Genomic DNA, 19,374 nt, shown 5'->3' with positions numbered 1-19,374 from the left:
TGAAAGTAGGAAGTAGGAGAGTAGGAAAGTAGGAAAGGGGGAGACATTGCCCCCAGAAGAGGAATACCGTGCACATCCTTTATCCCTTTCCTACTTACCTACTACCTACTTGCCTACTATTTTCATTCCCCCAAATAACTGATGTATTACCATATATGTCAATATATGAGCTTCATGAATTCGATAATTCCTCAAATTTCACTTCGTGCTCTCCGTGCCCTTCGTGGTGAATAGTTATCCCCCCTACTTTATTTCAAAACCAGTGTCTTACTTTGATATTTTACCCGCTATAAGAATCCTTCCACCAAATAAATACGCCAGAGGACCAAAGGCAATCAAAGCAAGACGATCCAAAATGTTAAGCATTTGCCACCGACGAGGAAGCAGGCGAGTGACGATAAAGTTAAAATACTCACACCGCACATTCGAGATTAATCCTTTCACCAATCTCACATCGCACTCGGTCAGTTTCCTCTCATCCTCAGTGATATAGGGATCCTTAGAGCCATACACAAATCTTACGAGACGAGGATAGAGAAACTTCTTGACAAAGGTGTAGTGTCGGATAGGATGCATGAGGGAATGAGAATAAACTTCGTTGGCAATAAAAAAAGCACCTTTTTTCGAGACACGCTGGATCTCGCTTAATGTTTTAGGAATATCCACATGATGTAAGATATTCACCGCAAGGATACCATCGAAAAAATCATCTTTGTAATCCATTTGCTCAGCTGGCATTTGCCTAAAATCAACCTTCAGACCTTCTCTTAGTGCGATTTGCTTTGCGAGAGCAAGCATGTCCTCACTCAGATCAAAGGCGTACACATCCGCCCCAAGTTTGCTTAAGACCAAAGCATCCTTACCGAATCCGCATCCCATAACGAGTATCCTCCTGGACATCACGACCTCTTTTAAAAGAATGGTATAGCTCGCCCAATAGGCATTCCACCAGCGCCGCCTGCGAGATTCAGCAATCTCATATGAAATTTTCTGCCTTTCCAAATCAATCTTTCTTGAAAATTGCTGGTGATATTCAATTTCCCTGCGTTGTCTATCGGATAATGCTGGACGTTCAGTCATAGTTTAACCCTCCTCCTCATACCCCTTCTTATCCGTGCTAATCCGTGTCAATCAGTGGCTGAACAGTTACGATTTATACCTCTTCCAACTCATACTTTCTTGTTCCTAATCCAATTTGCTGGGCATAAGCAAGTTGAGGTTCTCCGGTTAGGTTATGGATAATTCCCTGTAATTTATCTTTCCCTGGTTCAAGATTGCTTTTTAAGGCGGTATTTGGGATACCGATTTGTTGATTTACCAGGTCAATTGATGCCTGGTCAATCGCCACAGGGTCTAATGAAGATAAAATGCCAACATCCGGAATGATATTAGCATCAGAATGCGGACAACAATCACAATCCGGGCTAACATCCATAATAAAATTAAAAAAACACGCCTTTTTATCTAAAAGAGCCCCGTAGGCAAATTCAACCATTCTCTCCTGAACAACTATCGAAGAAAGCCCCAGCCAATCAACATTAAAAACCTTATTCGGGCACATCACCAGGCATTCCCCACAACCAAGACATTTATTTTTATCAATTCTGGGTAATTTATTTTCAACATTTATTGCCTGTCCCGGGCAATTATCAACACAAATTAAACACCCCTGACAATTCTTTGCTTTGACTAACGGGACTGCATTGCAGTGCATTTTAAATTTACCACTACGGTCTGCCAGCCCCATCCCCATATTTTTTAGCGTGCCTCCAAAACCTGTAACCGCATGTCCCTTAAAATGGGCTAAACTAATCAACAAATCTGCTTCTTTAACTACTTGTGAGATTGTGACTGATTTAAAATGTTTTTTATTAATCGTTACCTCAAGTTTTGCCTCTCCTTTTAGTCCATCGCCAATGATTATTGGTGCTTGAACACAGGAATAAGTAAAGCCGTTGGCATAAGCGGTTTGCAGGTGTTTGACGGCATTGGCTCTACTGCCGGCATAAAGGGTATTCGTATCGGTCAGAAATGGATTTCCACCAGCCGCCTTGAGATACTTGACTAACTCCCTTATCCAGATGGGATGAATAAATGCCAGATTACCCATTTCACCAAAATGAAGTTTGATAGCAATAAGGGCATTTTTAGTTACTAATTCATTTAACTTTAATTTTTTTAGCAATTTATTAAATTTAGCAAATGAATTCTCACCAAAACTTGCCCGCATATTCATAAAAAAAACTTTAGCCATAACTACTCCTCCCATTTTTAATCATTTCCACCACTTCTTAGGTTTAACCTTATCTATTCTTTCGATAAGTCTATCTGCAAGTTGAGTAATACTCTTAGAAATATTGGTTTTAGGATTTTTAATAATAAAAGGCACGCCTTCGTTTATGGAAGGGATAGCCACAGGACCATTACTTGGAATTAATTCGAGGATAGGCACAGAAAGGGCTTCTTTTACCTCCTTCATAGAAATGCCCATTTTGGTATTAGCGCGATTGAGAACTAATTTTACCTTAGGCATAAATCCAAGTTTTTCCATTATTTCTAATGATAGTTTTGCGTTTTTAATTGTAGGAATATCGAGTGTAAGCAATAAAATAATTATATCCGCACTGGTTAAGGCAACTAAAATAGACTCAGATAAAATTCGACTGCAATCAATAATGGTATAATGGTATTTATTACGGATTAGTTTTAGAATTTTTTCTATGTGTTCGCCGCTAACTAAATCTGCCTCTTCTGGTGTTAGTGGTGCAGGTAAAATGGCGAGTTTATCCCGATATTTAATCAGATATGATTCTAATAATTCATCATCTATCTCGCCTAATTCATTAATCTCTTTAGTTAAGCCGGTAATAGTTTTAGTTGGAGACAAATTAAGCATAATGGCAACATCACCAAATTGTAAGTCAAGGTCTATCAAGGCAACTTTTTTATTTTGGGGATGAAGGGACTCAGCCATACATACGGCTAAATTAGTGCTTAATAGAGTTCTCCCAACACCGCCTTTTGCCCCAAAAACTGCAATTATTTTGCTTTTCACTATAGGAGTAGGCGTAACCGCCGTGGTCTCTATTTTTTCCCGCCTTTGATTATTTAACTCAAATATCTCAATTATGACCTTATGTAACTCAAGTTGGTCTATTGGGTGAACTAAAAAGGAGCGGACGCCACTTAACATTGCTTTCTTCAATTCATCCGGGGTTAAAGAACGGTCACTGAGAGTTATCACACTTGAGCCTGGAAATGTCCGCGCTATTCCACAGGAGGCATTTAGACCTTCGATATTAGTGCTCAGGAGGATAATATCTGGTGAGAATTTTGTGGCTAATGTTTCTATATCCCTAAAACTATCTGCTTCACCAACTATTTGTAGGTCTTTATCCCCTAAAATAAGTTTAGATTCTGGGGTTACTTGAAATAATAACTTTTTTAATTCTAATCGTGTCTTTAAATCTGCATCAGCAACAAGTATTTTTATCATTTGTGCCATTATTTTAGATACCTCTCTTTTTGTAAGCGTTTAAGTCTCAGATTTCAGCCATCAGGCATTATTATAACATTTATGGTATAAATTTTCAAGATAAATTTTTATGGGAACACATCTCATATTTTCAAAACATCTTTTCTATTGCCTCCATTACTTCTTCTACCGTTATTTCTTCCATACATTTAGGGTTTTTACATTTAGATACCTGACCAAGGTACTGTTTGGTGCAGGGGCTGCAGGGTAAATTCTTATAGATAGTAATGTGTTGTTTCCCATAAGGTCCCCATTTTAAAGGGGTGTTAGGACCATAAAGTCCAATGACCGGGGTTTTCATTGCCGCGGCAATGTGTAGAGGGCCGGTATCAACAGAAATAAATAATTTGCATCTTTGACATAGGTTTGCAAATTGTTTTAAATTCATCTTCCCTGCGGCAATGATAGGTTGTGAAGTCATAAATTTTACAGATTCATTGATTAATTTCATCTCTGAATTAGCACCGGTAAAGATTACCTTCGCCTTTTTTTCTTTAATTAGCCAGTCAGCTAATTTACCGAATTTTTCCGGTGCCCATCTACGAGAGATGGCACTTGGCCCTGTGCCTGGATGGATGCCGATTAAAAGGTCTTGTTCCATTATCCCAACTTTTTTTAAAAATCTATTCACATATTCTCTGTCTTGCTCCGAGACCCAGATTTCTACTAATGCCTTTTCTGAAATATCTGCTCCGATAACTCTGGCGGCTTCTAAAAATGTCTCTACCTCATGCCTTTGAACTAAATATGGCACCTTTGTCGTTACCAGTCCTCTTCTCCCCTGTCCAGGTAAATCAAAACCTACACGGTTCTTTATCCCGGCAAAAAATGTGATTAAACTGGTGATACGGTAATAATGGTCTAATTCAAGCACAACATCAAACTCCTCCTTTCTTAATAAAGAGATAATCTTGAATAAACCGAATATTCCTGTATTTAATATGTCATAGTAGATAATACGGTCAAGATATGGACAGCCTTCAACTACTTGTTTTACGCGTGGAGTGACTAATATTGTTAGATATGCCTCTGGAAAACTTTTTCTCAGTGCCTTTATGGTTGGAAGTGCTACGACTAAGTCTCCAATAGCAATTAGTTTGATAACCAAAATTCTCTGCCAGTGATGTTGTGAAATCCGTTTCCTGAAGAACATCTTATCTAATACACCTAAAACAAAACAAATCGGTGTCCCAATTATCTTATCTATTTTTTTAAATAATTCGACCTTATCCATATTCCTTATTTGTAACCGTTCAGGGATATAGCCACAGAGTCACAGAGAACACAGAGAGAATATATAACCACGAATGAATACGAATAATAAAAAGCAGGAAAGCGAACCTAAAGGTTCCCACTACACTTATCGAATGTCGCAGGTTAATTCGTGTCTATTTCTGGCTAATTTTCCTAATTCTCTGTGAACTCTGTGCCTCTGTGGCTGAACGCTTACCCTTATTTCCACTCAAAAGCTAAACTTGATTGTTGTTGTGCCTAATTCGCTAATAATTTTAAGCAAGACAGGACCCAGGACAACCAGAAGGATAGTGGGGAAGATGAAGAAGATGAGTGGAAAGAGCATTTTGATAGGGACTTTCATTGCCTGCTCTTCTGCCCGTTGTCGTTGAAGAACCCTGATTTGGTCTGACTGAACCTGAATTACCCTGGCGATACCCACACCAAGTTGTTCGGCTTGAATAATATTGTTAATAAACAATTGTAAATCTTCTACTTGTGTGCGTCTGCTAATATCTTTCAACGCCTCCTTTCGACTCTTGCCAACTATAATCTCTTCTAATGCCTTTTTGAACTCAAAAGCCAGCGGTCCTTTAACCTTCTCCACCACCTTTGATAAAGCTAAATCAAATCCTAATCCTGCCTCCATACTTACCTGTAATAAGTCAAGGGTGCCTGGTAATGACCTTGAAATTTGCCGCTTCCTTATTGTAACTTGCTTACTTAACCAAAATTTAGGTCCTACAAACCCAAATCCAAAACCAGTTAAGGCAAAAACAAGAATTAAAATAGGTGGGTTTAGATTAATAAATAGACACAATATTAAAATAACAAATAATAAAACCAAACTTATCAAAAATTGGATGACAATAAATTCACCGGGTTGTAAATTCCCTGGATTTCCCGCCATAATAAGTTGAGTTAAAAGTTTATCTTGATACGCCGAAGAGCCTTCTTTTCGGGTAAATTTTAATGCTATTTTCTGGATAACAGGCTTAACCATCCGCTCAAAAAAGGGTTTTCTTAACTCCTCTTCGTCTAAAGAGATTACTATTTGTTCAGGTGTTCTATCTGATGTTACCTTTTTAAGTCGATTGATAACTTTTGCCCTTCTGGATGTAAGGACTCCTATAATTACCAGAGAAAAAGTAGTAATAACCATAAAAATTATCATCACTAATAAAAAATTCATCACATCCACCTCTTTCACTCCCTCATACTTCCACCCGAATTAATTTTTTTATAATTAATATTCCAATGACTTGCATTGTTACACCTATCCCAATTATTAACCAGCCCATCCGTTCGGTGATAAGGAGTTTATAAATATCAGGTTGGAGAAGACTGAGGATTAATCCTAAGATAACGGGCAAAAGTGAGACAATAAGTCCAGATAGTCGTCCTTGAGCGGTCAATGTTTTTATCTCTCCTTTAATTCGGATTCGTTCCCGGATAGTGTATGCGACACGGTCTAAAATCTCTGACAGATTCCCACCAATTTGCTTTTGAATCAATACTGCAGTTACGACTAAATCTAAATCTTCACTTTCTATTCGATTAACAAGGTTTTCAAGTGCCTTTTCTAATGGGACGCCCAAATTATCCTCGCGTAAGACCCGACTGAATTCAACAGATATTGGCGGGGAGGTTTCTTTAGCCACCATATCCAATGCTTGCAAAAAGCTATATCCGGCTTTAAGAGAATTTGAGATTAGCGAAATAACATTACATAACTGGCTGGTGAAGATAGATAACCTCTTTTTTTTGAGATAATCTAAAAAGAAATGCGGAAGAAAATATCCAAAACTACCTCCAGCAAAAAGACTAATGAAGAATATCTTTGGAAAAATGACTATGCCAATACCTGCAAAACAAAGAGATATAAATAAATTAATCAAGATAAATTCCGACGGTCGAAGTAAAACACCTGCTTTGGCTAATTTATCCTTAATCTTTGCCTGGTATCCTTTAAAAAATATAAAATTTATTAGTTTAGTCCCAAGTTTATCTGGCAGGCTTTCTTTTTGGTCAATATTGGTTATTTGTGGGATAAAAAGTGGTCCAACATAGGGTTTTAATCTTTCTTTGACCTTCTTTTTCTTCCCTTTTTTTATTATGGTTAGAGATAAGGAAAGTAGCAAAATTAAAAAAATTATAATGAATAAAGTAATTTTCATTTTTTTAGACCTAACGGGTGCGTGTAAAATTTATGGGTAACTATTTAGCCGTCTGAAGTAACGGTTAAATCAATTGAAAATCATAAAATTCCAAATCACAAATACCAAATTACAAATAAATTTCAATAACCAAAATTCAAAATTCCAAACAATACAAGAAAAAGATTTTTTCTTCAATTATTGAAAGATCTAAATAAATTCCTTTCGTTGTCATATAATCTTTGGAATTTGAAACTTATTTGGAAATTGGAATTTGGAATTTATTTGAGATTTGGTGCTTGGAATTTGTAATTTTCGCATTGAATTTCATCTATTTCTTTATATCGGCAAAAAGATGAATATTCCTCAATATTTTTTACCCACAAATTTTACATACACCCAGACCTGACCGCTTATTCAATACCCAACTTTAGATTTGGGTTTGCATTTAATGATAATGGGGCAAAATTCCGCTGAAGATATTTTACATAACCTAATCCAGCAATCATCGCCGCATTGTCTGTACAGAATTTAGGCGAAGGATAATAAACGGTTATTCCTTTGGGTTTAGCTTCTGTGGTCAATCTTTCTTTAAGTCGGCTATTAGCGGCTACACCTCCACATAAGATAATATTTTTTATATCATTTGCGGCAGTAATTGTTTTATCAACCAATACATCTACTATTGCCTCCTGAAAACTGGCAGTAATATCTTCGATGTTAGCTGGCGTCTGACCTTTTAGAAAATGAATTAAAGATGTTTTTAAACCACTTAAACTGAAATCAAAGTCTTTTTTTCGCCATAATGGGCGTGGGAATTTAATTGCATCTGGCTTACCTTGTTTTGAGAAGGCGTCAATGATAGGGCCGCCGGGGTATCCTAAATCAAGTAATTTTGCCGCTTTATCAAATGCCTCGCCAACAGCATCATCTATCGTCCTGCCTAATAATTTATATTTCCCCCATTCATCAACCTCAACTAATTCCGTATGACCACCAGAGACAATAAGGGCGATTGCCGGTAATGAAAGTTGTGGATTTTCTAAATATGTCGCATAGATATGTCCCTCTAAATGATTTATTCCAATAAGTGGTATATTTTGTGAATAGGCAAGTGCTTTGGCAAACGATAAGCCGATGAGTAAAGAACCAACTAATCCAGGACCATAAGTAACTGCACAGGCATCGATTTCAGATAGATTTACCTTTGCCTCATTTATCGCAGACTCCACAACAACATTGATTAATTCAATATGTTTCCTTGAGGCAAGTTCTGGAACAACACCACTAAATCTTTTGTGAATATCTACTTGTGAGGCAACTATATTAGACAAAATCCTTTGCCCATTTTCAACCACTGCACAGGCAGTTTCATCACACGAAGTTTCAATCCCTAAAATTAACATCTTAGTAAATGTCCCACCATCAGGTATCAGTAGGCAGAGGATGCAGGATACAGGCTGATACCTGTAGGCTTATTATTAACCCATAATAAAGTAATTTATTAAAGTATGCCCCTCTTGAAAATTAATTAAGGTATTTTTTGCTGAGTGTTCATTATATTCTAATATTTCATCTGGTTCTATTTTATGTCCATAAAGTATAAATGGGACATTATCCGCGGAATGGGTTTTAAGTGAAATTGGTGTTGGGTGGTCGCATAGGGCACAAATTCTCACTTCATCTTTTATCCCCGGCAGACCATTAATAATCGTGCCGACTACTTTTGAATCAAAGTCTTCGATTGCCTTAATCTTGGCTTGTAGGTCACCGTTATGACCGGCTTCATCTGGAGCCTCGACATGGACAAATACAAAATCCTTATTCTTTAATGCGGCTAAGGCATATTCAGCCTTGCCAATAAAATTTGTATCAAGATAACCCGTTGCTCCAGGAACATCAATTATCTCTAATCCTGCATATTTCCCAAGTCCTCTAACTAAATCAACTGCGGCAATAACTGCTCCCCTGAGACCAAACTTTTGTTCAAGTGTAGGCATCTTTGAAGGTTTCCCCTGCCCCCATAACCAGACCATATTCGCTGGGTTTTTATTTTCTTTAAGTCTATTTTGATTAACCGGATGATTTTCTAAAAATCCTTGTGAGGCAAACATTAATTCACGAATAACCTCTGCTCCTTCACCTGTTGGAAGATAAGAATCATAGGGTTTTCCAGTAATGTCATGAGGTGGCGTGCAGGTTAATCGGACATTTTGCATCTTCCATCTTGCATCTTCCTTTAATACCATTAGATGGCGATAGCTAACCCCGGGGTAGAATTTGACCTGTTCACTACCAAGTTTTTCATTTAAAAACTCAATTATCTGTTTTGCTTCGCTGGTTGAAATATGTCCTGCGCTATAATCTTTTAGTATTTCGTCTTCTATCGTTACAAGATTACATCTAAAAGCAATTTCATCTTCTTTTAATTCAATTCCCATACTTGCGGCTTCAATAGGTGCTCGGCCAGGGTAATATTTCTCCGGATTATAGCCTAATACCGACAAAATGGCGACATCACTTCCCGGTGGCATCCCATCAGGAACAGTTTTAATCTCACCCACGACACCATTTTGGGCTAAGTAGTTTAAATTTGGAATATTAGCCACTTCCAGAGGTGTTTTTTCCCCTAATTCTGGAATGGGATAATCCGCCATCCCATCGCCAACTAAAAGGATATATTTCATAAGGCACCTCTAAATATTTTGTAGAGATAGCATTTCATCAAACCACTGTAATACTTCTGTTGGTTTAATATTTTGTGCTTGCTTTCGTAGTAGTTCCTCCTCACCATCAAATTCTTCAACTTTTCCATATTCTAATATTCTTTTCACAGCTATCGCCGGTGGTAATGAAGAAATTTCTTCTCTTAATAAATAAAGTTCTTTAAACTTTTCCTTTAATAAGTCCTCAATATTCATAATTGCTCCAAAATTTGTAACCGTTCACCGCAGAGACGCAGAGACGCAGAGAAGAAAATTAAAATTTATGGACGATAGGTTTAACATCCCTGATTTTCATCAGTGCAAGCTCTTGAGTCCAACAACAATTAAACTTGCCCTGATGAAAATCAGGGATGGATTAACAAATCTGGCTTGCCGGCTGAACATTCGGCAAGCAGGTCCTATGTATTTCAATGGCTACACTAATAATCTTTTCTGTTATCTGATTTATTTCCATGTTTTCTCTGTTCCTCTGCGTCTCTGCGGTGAATAGTTACTCTTTGGATTAACCTTATAAATCGTGATTCTACCATTTTAATACCCCAAAAGTTCTACTATCTTTTCTAACTTTGCTGGCACTACAGTGGGTTGAGGAGCAACTTTAATTGCTCTATCAGGATCTTTTAGTCCATGTCCGGTCAAGATACAGACAATAGTTGATAATCGGTTAAAATAGTTTTGTTTATTTAGCTTAATTACACCAGCTACTGATGCGGCTGATGCTGGTTCGACAAATACCCCTTCTAAAGCGGCTAACATTTTATACGCCTCAATAATTTCTTCATCCGTTACTTTATCAATTATTCCGCCGGATTCATCCCTGGCGGCAGATGCCTGTTTCCAGCTGGCAGGATTACCAATTTTTATAGCAGTAGCAATCGTTTGTGGATTTTCAATTATTCTACCTTCGACAATTGGTGCTGCCCCGGCGGCTTGAAAACCAAGCATTTTGGGTAAAGAGGCTATTTTACCTGCTTGTTTATATTCTTTATAGCCTTTCCAATAGGCAGTGATATTTCCCGCATTACCAACTGGAATGGCGTGATAATCAGGGGCTTTACCCAAAACATCCACTATCTCAAAAGCACCTGTTTTTTGCCCTTCTATCCGATAAGGATTAATGGAATTGACTAAGGTGACTGGATATTTAGCGGTGATTTCACGGACTAAATTTAAGGCATCATCAAAATTTCCCTGAACAGCCAGGACTTTTGCACCATGCATTAAGGCTTGAGCGAGTTTCCCTAAGGCAATTGCCCCTTCAGGAATTAATACCACACAATCTATTTTTGCCAGAGCGGCATAGCAGGCGGCTGAGGCAGAAGTATTTCCTGTTGAAGCACACATTACTGCCTTTGAACCTTCTTCGACTGCCTTTGAAATAGCCAGAGTCATACCTCTATCTTTAAAAGAACCCGTTGGATTTAATCCCTCATATTTTAGATAAATCTTGAGATTTCCACCAATTACCTCACTTAAATTTTTAGCCTCAATTAAAGGGGTATTACCTTCTTTTAAAGTAATTATTGGGGTTTTATCCAACACAGGTAAAAAATCTTTATATTGGGCAATTATCCCTTGCCAGTTATTATTCATTGTTTTTTTTCACCCTTTGAAAATACTTTTTTTAACTGAAATTTACTTTAGAGTTATCATATTTTAATAACTCTCTGATAATAGGTAGTTTTTTCTTTATCCTGGTATCATTTAGATTTAAAACTAATTCTTCAATTTTTTCATTCATCTTTTCAGAATCCTATTTTTATGGTTCTTTCTGGTGGTGGAGCCATTAGAGCTTTTATGGCATCAAAAATTATCTTAAATTGGGTGTCATACTTTCCAAATTGTGCATCATACTTTCTCTCCATGTCTTCAACTTTTCTTCTCAATTCCTCATGGGAGCTTAATATTTTTCTCATCCTGGTAAATGCTCGCATGATTTGGATATTGACCAGGATAGCTCTTTCGCTGTTAAGGACAGATGATAGCATAGCTACGCCTTGTTCTGTAAAGACATAGGGATTCGTAGGCGAATGCTTCATGATTTTGAACCTATCGCAATTTGCGATAAGTTCCTCTTTTTCCTCCTTGTTTAGCTGAAACATAAAATCTACAGGAAATCGTTTAGCATTCCTTTTTACCTGTTCTCTCAACCTAATAGGTTTTACTTCATAAAGTTCTGCCAGGTCTCTATCCAACATCACCTTTTGGTCTCTTATTACAAAGATTTTACTCTCTATCCTTTCTCTCGGTATTAACTGATTCATGGTAACCGCCTTCTTCTACATATTTTTGAAGTAATCTTCTTGAGAATTTCCATACCCGGCCAACCCGTTTAGCAGGTATTTTGCCTTTTGGGACATGCCTTCTTATTACTTTTGCTCATTCTGAAGATATTCTACCAAAAATTTTATCCTATGTCAACAAATTTCTTGCCATTTGTGAGGAAATTTGTTATAATAATAGATAGGGACAGGGGTCAGAGGTCAATATCCCTTTTTGACTTCTGGTTTTTGACCTCTGTCAACAATCTAATTATGTCCCACAATTTTTACTGAACACCGTGAAGAGTAATAATTCACAATTGACAATTCACCATTCACCATTATTAAGGAAATTTAGGGAAGAAATTGTGAATGGTGAATTGCGAATTGTGAATGAATGTAACATTGTTCAGTAAAACTTATGGGTAAAGATAAAGTCAACAAATGGAGGGTTTTCAATGGAGCAAGACCTTGCCTATCAATATGGAATACAAGATTGGGAACAGGAATTATTAGGAGACGAAGCTATCCCTGGCCAACTCTTAGCCGTTAAAAATCCACCTGCTCCTGGCAAGCCTGGTTTGACTGTTACCGGGGAAGAATTGACACCACAAGTGGGCGAGGATATCCCTCTTATCCCCGGGAAAAACACATATCTTTCTGAAGATAAACAACGAATTTACTCAGCTGTATCAGGGAAGATTAGTTGGAGAGGACACCGTGTCGATGTAGAAGAAGAACTGCAAATTCAAGGAGATGTAGATGAGGATATTGAGTTTGAAGGTCGGGTAAAGATTAGCGGAAATGTTGGTGAAAAATTCAAGGTTCACGCCGGGGGTGATATTATTATTGGCGGTTTGGTGCAGTCTGCAGAAATTACCTCTGGCGGAAGCATTGAAATAGGTCAAGAGATTTCAAAAGCGACAATAACTGCTGAGGAAGATATTAAAGCCTCTGCGGTTAAAGAAGCCACCCTTGAGGCAAAAGGAAATATTCTCATTGACGGACCAATTCTTGGCAGTAAAGTAAATGGCTATCGAGTCATCTGTTCTGGACGAAGAGGAATAATTACCGGCGGAACAACTTCTGCCAAAAAAGAAATATCCGCAATGGCAATTGGAAGTGAAAAGTCATCTGTTCAAACAGAATTAAAGGTTGGTCAAGGAGGAAGACTTTCTGTTCAGGGAATTCTTTATCCCAAAGTAAAGATGCTGTTGGGAAGAAGAAGTATGATTGCTAAAAAACCCGTTAAAAAAACCACCTATAAAATAGAAATGAGTGGAGTAACCGCCATAACTTATGAACCGCCTAGAATCGAACCAGTCGAAGAGATAACTTTAGAAAATAAACCTCAGATAAAAACCGACATCCCATCATCAGTGATTTTAGCCGCTTTCTCTGTAGAAGAAGGGAAAAGGCGGGGAGCAGGATTATTAGGATTGCCGCATACCGAAGCAGGTTACAAATTACTGCCAACACCTTACTCAAAAGGTATTCTTCTGCGTGTATTTAAAGCCAATGTTATTGGTCCGTGGAGTGAGCGATGGGATGAATTATACGGACCACCGGTTGATGGTTCATTTTCTTTTGATAATCGCTCTGATGGACTTTATATCACCATTATCCATCATCGCGGGGAAGGAAAACAAGTTACCCCGCAAGATATTCTGAAGAAATGTGAGGAGGATGGATTTGTAAATATTGAGCAGGAAAAAGTAGAAGAGGTATGCACAAAAAGAACAAAAGAACCGGTAAAAATAGGACCACGACAATATATTAAAGGCACAGTCGAGGTGGTTATTTCTGAAGATGAAAGTAAGGCTTCAATTTCGATTGTTCCGCCCAAATTAGGCGGGATGTTAATGAAAATGGATGAGGTGATGCAGGCTTTAAATGAAAACGGTGTTGTCCTGACACTGGTTAAAAAAGAACGAATTATTGAGGCATTGAATAAGGCAGAGTTTAATGTCTTAATTGATGTCGCCGAACACCAATTGCCATTGCCAGGTAAAAAGGCATATTTTAATTACCAACTTGGAGTTAAGGATGGGGTGGAGATAATAAATGATACTGCTATTCCAGGTCAATTATTAGCCGTGAAGTCACCGGCAACTTATGGAAAACCCGGAATGACTATTCGAGGGAAAGAAATTCCAGCATTATCTGGAGAGGACTTTGAACTTACCATCGGTAGAAATACCTTTTTATCTGACAATAAGTTAAAACTATTTGCCTCTTCTTTTGGCCGTGTTGTCTGGACTGATAATCGGGCAGATGTTGAACAAATATTTGATTTTCAAGGAGATGTAGATGAAAATATTGAATTTGACGGAATTATAAATATAAGTGGTTCACTGGGGAATAAATTTAAAGTTAATGCCTCAAGTGATGTTAATATTGGTGGTGGCATAAATGATGCCGAGATAATCTGTAGCGGAAATGTGGAGGTAAAACAGGATATTATTATCGGAAATATCAATGCTCAGGGAAATATTATTGCCAGGTCAGCTAAAAATTCTACATTAGAGACAAAAGGAAGTATCATTCTTGAAGATGGACTTACTAACTGTACCATCAAGGCGGATAAAATCATCTGTAAAGGTAGAAGAGGATTTATTATTGGCGGCACTATCCAGGCACAAAAAGAAATAAATGCTAAGGCTATCGGCAGTGACCGAGTCTCGACTCAAACAACGATTACGGTTGCTCAGGGCGGTAAAATAAGCAGTTATGGTTATATATTCCCTAAAGTGAATATGATGCTGGGAAGAAGAAGTATGCTGGTTAAACGAGCCCTTAAACGACTTACGCTTAATGCTGGCTTATCGGGAATAACTACCACAGACTATGAAGAACCTAAAATAGAGATTGCAAAAAAGATGCCTATTATCCAGGTTCAAGATACCACTAAAACCGAAACCGCTAAACCTAAATTACCACCATCCGTCGTTATTTACGCCTCTTCCCTGGAAGAAGGTAAAATAAAAGGAGCAGAATTATTAAATATCTCTCCGACAGATTTAGATGGGGAGATGATTCCAAAGGAACATTCTAAATTACCAATATTACGAATTTTCCCAAGGGATTCATTTGGTCCATGGAAAAAGGAATGGGAAGAAATGTATGGCCCCGCAAGGGATGGTTCTTTTACCCTTGAAAATAAACCCGATGGTTTATATCTTCATCTTACACCGCATCGGGGGGCAGGTAAAGCGGTAAAACCAGAAGATATATTAGCCGAAATTAAAAACCAGGAATTTACTGGAGTGGATTCCTCTAAAGTTATAGAGGCTTGCAAATCAAAGGTAAAAACTACAACCAAAATCGGTATAATGCAATTGACTAAAGATTTCGGCGGCAAGGTTAAAGTAGATATTGGGGATAAGGGGCTTAAGGCATTTTTTACGATAATCCCTCCAGACAGGGGAGCATTAATGCTTAAAAAAGAAGATGTCCTGAATGCCTTAAAAGAAAAAGGTGTAATGGTTGGCATAAAGGAAGAGGCAATTATAAATGCCTTAAAGAATAGAGAGTTTAATAAATCTATCCTTGTTGCCGAAGCAATTCTACCACAATTGGGTCAAAAGGCACAATTTACATACCAAATCGGTTCTACGAAATAAAAAATTAGTAACCGTTCAAATAGTAATTCACCGCAGAGACGCAGAGGAACAGAGAAGAGATGGAAATAAATCAGATAACAGAAAAAATTAGGTAATACATAAGACATCAAAACCAAATTTGTTAATCAATCATGATATGTCGATTCTTAAAAGCTTGCTCTGATGAAAATCAGGAGCTTGCCCTGATGAAAATCAGGGATGGGATTAAGCATATCGTCCATAAATTTTAATTTTTTTCTCTGCGTCTTTGTGCCTCTGCGGTGAACAGTTACATCTGAACAAAAAAGTGGTATTTTTACCACCTTTTGGAACACGGATGACACGGATTTTTTATTTTTTAGTAATCGGATTAAGCGGATTTAAGCAGATTAAAAAAGAAGAATCCGATATATCCGTTTAATCCGCTTACTAATAAAAATAAAAGAAGAAGGGGACATTTCTTTTGAAAACATCCCCTTCTTCTTATGATGAAGTGATAATATGGGGGCAGAAAAACTTAATACTTAATCTTTGCAAACCTAATAATAACAATAACTTATCTCTTGAGTGCATTCTACATTCAAGGTGTGACCCTAATTCCTGACCTAATAAAAAAAGAAGAAGGGGACATCTCTTTTAAAAATATCCCCTTCCTCTTGTGATGAAGTGATAATCTGGGTAAGAAAGACTTAAAAATTTAATCTTTAATTCTCAAACCTAATAATAACAATAAATTATCTACTAAGTGAATTCCATAATCAAGGTCTAACCCCCAGATGATCCTCTTTCCTTCTTTGTGCAGGTGGTGGTGGACTTTGATATTCATAAGCCCCAATGTCTACCCTTCTTACTATTCTTGGATTACCATCTAACTCAGCATTCAGCCAAAAAGGAACTGTAGTATCTGTACCAGCATCTATACAAGGTGAGGTAGATTTTAGGTGATGGTCATCAACCTCTATGAATTGCGGATCTTTTTGAATGTCATTCACTCCAAGGGAACATTTATAATAATTATTGTTCCCACTCTTGCCATTACCCCACATACAATTGTAATCTATGGTAAGTGTGCCTGGATAATCAGGGTCATTATAAATACCATAGCAATCTGGACTTGTTGTGCCATTTTGAGTGATTATGTTATTTGTAATAGTTGGTGATGAATCTTGGCAATAGATGCCGTGGCCATTTCCTTCAATTGTATTGTTTGTAATAACAGATAATGAACTCTCACAGCGGATACCAGCACGAGCATTTTCTACAATTACATTGTTTGCAATGATAGATGGCGATCTATTACAGCAGATGCCATCAAAACGATTTCTTACAATTACATTGCTTGTAATGGTTGATGGTGAATTGCTGCAGTAAACACCACCAAAATTTCCTATAATTATATTTTTTGTAAGGATTGATGATGAATTATTAGCAAAGAAGAGGCCATTGACACTTCTTGCAATTATATTGTTTGTAATTGTTGCTGACGACTCCCAGCATCGGATGCCATAGTAGCTGTTTTGTATTATCTTATTATTTGTGATGATTGGAAATGAGTTAACGCATATGACGCCACCACTGCTATTTCTTGCAATTATATTGTCTGTAATGGTTGGCTGAGCACCATTTATGCAAGATATCCCATTGCCATAAACCCAATTTATATCCTTATATGATGCACCAGTTATTATAAACCCTGAAATTACAGCATTTTTTGTTGCCGTCCCTTCAAAAGTTATAGTGTTTGTATTTATGAACGAAGAAGCATCTATTGTAGGTGTACCTATACCTACCAAATTTATGGCTTTGTTTATATAGATTATTTCATTGTAATTACCAGGTGAGACAGTTACCGTAGCACCTGATTGACATGTATTTATACCTGCTTGTATAGTAGTGTAAGTGCTGATAGACCCACCTAAGTTATATACGGTGACAGATGCTATGCTATTACTTACATTGGCTAATATCACCCACGACAATATCATTATTAACTTATAGACTACTTTCTTTTTTCTCTTAAGTATTTTCATGTTCTACTCTTTGCGTGTCCTTTCAATCAAACCTTGGTTCAACAAGATAGCCATCCTCGTCTTCAAGATAGACTATTCTTTCTCCTGAGGTATATGTCTCTTTATATACCTTTAACAAGGCTTCTCTCATTGCTTTGTATTCTGATGTTTCCTTCTCTGGTGGTTCCCTGTATAGTCCTAATGGGTCACCAATCTCCTTGGCACGGTGTTTGGGCATCTTTTGTAAAAGAACACGAGAGCTGCTACCTATTTCGTCACTGACAAATTCAATATCCTTTGGTTCTATGAAGAAACAACCCTTTAATCCTTTCTCTTCAACAAACTGCTTCACCCTTTCTGTGACAAAGATGTACTGGACTAATGGGAAGACCATAAAGAAGTCTGAGCCATCCCATTGAGAAATATCGATTAAGGCAGATGGGTTGGTGAGCCTATGATACTTCCAGTAACCACACACTTCACACTTATATATACACTTTATCCCTGACTCAGGAGGTGCTACACCTCCCCATCCAACAATCACTAATTGCCATAACTTGGGGATAGATACTCCTTTTTTCATTTTCTTTACCTCATTTATCCTTACAGGTCTTAATTCATATCCAGTGAATCCTTGCTCTTTGAATAGATTGGCTACCTTATCTGTAATCATCCATGCAGTGTATCCCCATGTCTTTAAGAAGTCTCCAATTTTGGGAGAAGACAGATCAATTATTATATTACTTTTTTCTCCTTCTCTCTTCTTCCATATAAATGGATGCTTTAATCCATCCTTTGGACAGGCACCTATATGCATCATCCTATCTCCTACTTCTTTAGCAGACTCATAATTATCGTCATCGTATTCTAAATTATAAAACTTCATCTCTGCCTCCTTATTTTAGCTTATTGATCTTCTCTAATATCTCATCTACTCCTTGTTTTGTAAAGTGGGTCTCATGGTTTCTTATCATTGTCTCTAAGTAATTAAGGGCATTGGCTTTTGTAAGCTCTGAAGGAGGTGTTTCTCTCAACCATTTTTCCCACTGCTTATTCCAGTTTATCGTCTTTGCATGTAAGCCCTCTGGTGATAATCTATGGAGGTCAATCGGTAATTCCTTAGTGAGTAACTCAAGTTCTTTTTTACTAAACCCCATCTTTATAAAATCTTCCTTGAATGCCTTTGGCAATAGATGATGATTCTCTAATACATTTTTTAATGCTGTTTTTAATCCTAATCTTGCTGCTCCACCTGAAACCCCAGGGATAGAATTAACCCCACAGATTAATGTTCCAGCTACTAACGCCCTTTCCATTGGAGTAAGTGGACCAGACAAACTATATCCTGATACTACGGTAAAGGCATCATATAAGTCTCCAATCGCTGGAATAGAACTAACTCCTACATCAGCAGCAATTCCTAACCACCAGTCTTTTACTAAATCATCTAAGCCAACAATAGATGTAGTAGTACTTTGCCCTGATTCATTAATAGCAGGGACAGTTATTATTCCTCCAGGCTTAATCTCTCCTCCAAGTTGGTTAATTTTTAAGGAATATTCCATCCCTTTCTGAATCCTGAGGTCTGCTGGAAGCCCACCTGTTAGAGGATCAAGCATCGTAGAAAGGTCTTTTATTGCCTCATTTATCCTTATATCCCTTTCCCCCTTAAGTGCCTCGGATACCTCTTTGTTACCACCTCTATCTTTATTGATAAGCTCCATTAGTTCTTGATTTGTAGCGTTTTTAGTTGCAAGGGCTATTAATTTTGTTGCATCCGCTCCGTATGCCACCGCTAATTGGTATACATCCTCTACATTTATCTCCTTATTATTTAGCTTTTGCTCAAGGA

The 19,374-nt window shown here is 37.5% G+C and carries 16 protein-coding genes; 1 reads left to right on the top strand and 15 read right to left on the bottom strand.

Translation table 11 applies throughout. The features are described 5' to 3' along the window. Positions 1 to 267: 267 nt before the first annotated feature. The 11 genes from AB1414_03935 to AB1414_03885 form a co-directional block, all read right to left on the bottom strand. The gene (locus AB1414_03935) at positions 268 to 1,080 is read right to left on the bottom strand and encodes a class I SAM-dependent methyltransferase (GenBank protein ID MEW6606594.1); all 813 of its coding nucleotides are present in this window, start codon (positions 1,078 to 1,080) and stop codon (positions 268 to 270) included. Between the two features lie 73 nt (positions 1,081 to 1,153). Beyond that, a complete protein-coding gene (locus tag AB1414_03930; GenBank protein ID MEW6606593.1) occupies positions 1,154 to 2,254 on the bottom strand; it encodes a DUF362 domain-containing protein in 1,101 nt (366 codons plus the stop codon). A 21-nt stretch (positions 2,255 to 2,275) separates the two neighbouring features. Next, positions 2,276 to 3,505, bottom strand: a complete 1,230-nt coding sequence (locus tag AB1414_03925) for an AAA family ATPase (protein MEW6606592.1) — start codon at positions 3,503 to 3,505, stop codon at positions 2,276 to 2,278. 121 nt (positions 3,506 to 3,626) lie between these two features. Then, the gene (locus tag AB1414_03920) at positions 3,627 to 4,769 is read right to left on the bottom strand and encodes a glycosyltransferase family 9 protein (protein MEW6606591.1); all 1,143 of its coding nucleotides are present in this window, start codon (positions 4,767 to 4,769) and stop codon (positions 3,627 to 3,629) included. Between the two features lie 228 nt (positions 4,770 to 4,997). Next, positions 4,998 to 5,960 (bottom strand): type II secretion system F family protein, encoded by a 963-nt coding sequence (locus tag AB1414_03915; protein MEW6606590.1) that lies wholly within the window; start codon positions 5,958 to 5,960, stop codon positions 4,998 to 5,000. 22 nt (positions 5,961 to 5,982) lie between these two features. After that, positions 5,983 to 6,945: a type II secretion system F family protein gene (locus tag AB1414_03910; GenBank protein MEW6606589.1), complete on the bottom strand. Its 963-nt coding sequence runs from the start codon at positions 6,943 to 6,945 to the stop codon at positions 5,983 to 5,985. Positions 6,946 to 7,337: 392 nt separating this feature from the next. Further along, on the bottom strand, positions 7,338 to 8,330 hold the full coding sequence (tsaD, locus tag AB1414_03905) for a tRNA (adenosine(37)-N6)-threonylcarbamoyltransferase complex transferase subunit TsaD (GenBank protein ID MEW6606588.1): 993 nt from the start codon (positions 8,328 to 8,330) through the stop codon (positions 7,338 to 7,340). Positions 8,331 to 8,405: 75 nt separating this feature from the next. Beyond that, entirely contained in the window at positions 8,406 to 9,611 is a 1,206-nt protein-coding gene (locus AB1414_03900; protein MEW6606587.1) for a cofactor-independent phosphoglycerate mutase, read from the bottom strand. A gap of 9 nt (positions 9,612 to 9,620) precedes the next feature. Next, positions 9,621 to 9,845 (bottom strand): hypothetical protein, encoded by a 225-nt coding sequence (locus AB1414_03895; protein MEW6606586.1) that lies wholly within the window; start codon positions 9,843 to 9,845, stop codon positions 9,621 to 9,623. A 336-nt stretch (positions 9,846 to 10,181) separates the two neighbouring features. Next, positions 10,182 to 11,243 carry a threonine synthase gene (gene thrC, locus AB1414_03890; protein ID MEW6606585.1) on the bottom strand — a complete coding sequence of 354 codons (1,062 nt, stop codon included), beginning with the start codon at positions 11,241 to 11,243 and terminating at the stop codon, positions 10,182 to 10,184. Positions 11,244 to 11,395: 152 nt separating this feature from the next. Continuing rightward, the gene (locus AB1414_03885; GenBank protein ID MEW6606584.1) at positions 11,396 to 11,914 is read right to left on the bottom strand and encodes an ORF6N domain-containing protein; all 519 of its coding nucleotides are present in this window, start codon (positions 11,912 to 11,914) and stop codon (positions 11,396 to 11,398) included. Positions 11,915 to 12,369: 455 nt separating this feature from the next. Between AB1414_03885 and AB1414_03880 the strand changes: the two genes are divergently transcribed. Continuing rightward, entirely contained in the window at positions 12,370 to 15,534 is a 3,165-nt protein-coding gene (locus AB1414_03880; protein ID MEW6606583.1) for a FapA family protein, read from the top strand. Positions 15,535 to 15,680: 146 nt separating this feature from the next. Here AB1414_03880 and AB1414_03875 read toward each other — a convergent pair whose 3' ends face one another. From AB1414_03875 to AB1414_03860, 4 genes are all read right to left on the bottom strand, one after another. After that, entirely contained in the window at positions 15,681 to 15,836 is a 156-nt protein-coding gene (locus AB1414_03875; GenBank protein ID MEW6606582.1) for a hypothetical protein, read from the bottom strand. A gap of 435 nt (positions 15,837 to 16,271) precedes the next feature. Beyond that, entirely contained in the window at positions 16,272 to 17,543 is a 1,272-nt protein-coding gene (locus tag AB1414_03870) for a right-handed parallel beta-helix repeat-containing protein (protein MEW6606581.1), read from the bottom strand. A gap of 22 nt (positions 17,544 to 17,565) precedes the next feature. Then, positions 17,566 to 18,408 carry a hypothetical protein gene (locus AB1414_03865; protein ID MEW6606580.1) on the bottom strand — a complete coding sequence of 281 codons (843 nt, stop codon included), beginning with the start codon at positions 18,406 to 18,408 and terminating at the stop codon, positions 17,566 to 17,568. 10 nt (positions 18,409 to 18,418) lie between these two features. Continuing rightward, a partial coding sequence (locus AB1414_03860) for a hypothetical protein (protein ID MEW6606579.1) occupies positions 18,419 to 19,374 on the bottom strand: 956 nt, incomplete at its 5' end.

The organism is bacterium (assembly GCA_040755795.1).
Taxonomy (GTDB): domain Bacteria; phylum UBA9089; class CG2-30-40-21; order CG2-30-40-21; family SBAY01; genus JBFLXS01.
Note: the sequence above shows the minus strand (reverse complement) of the source record. Positions and strands in the feature narration are given on the sequence as shown.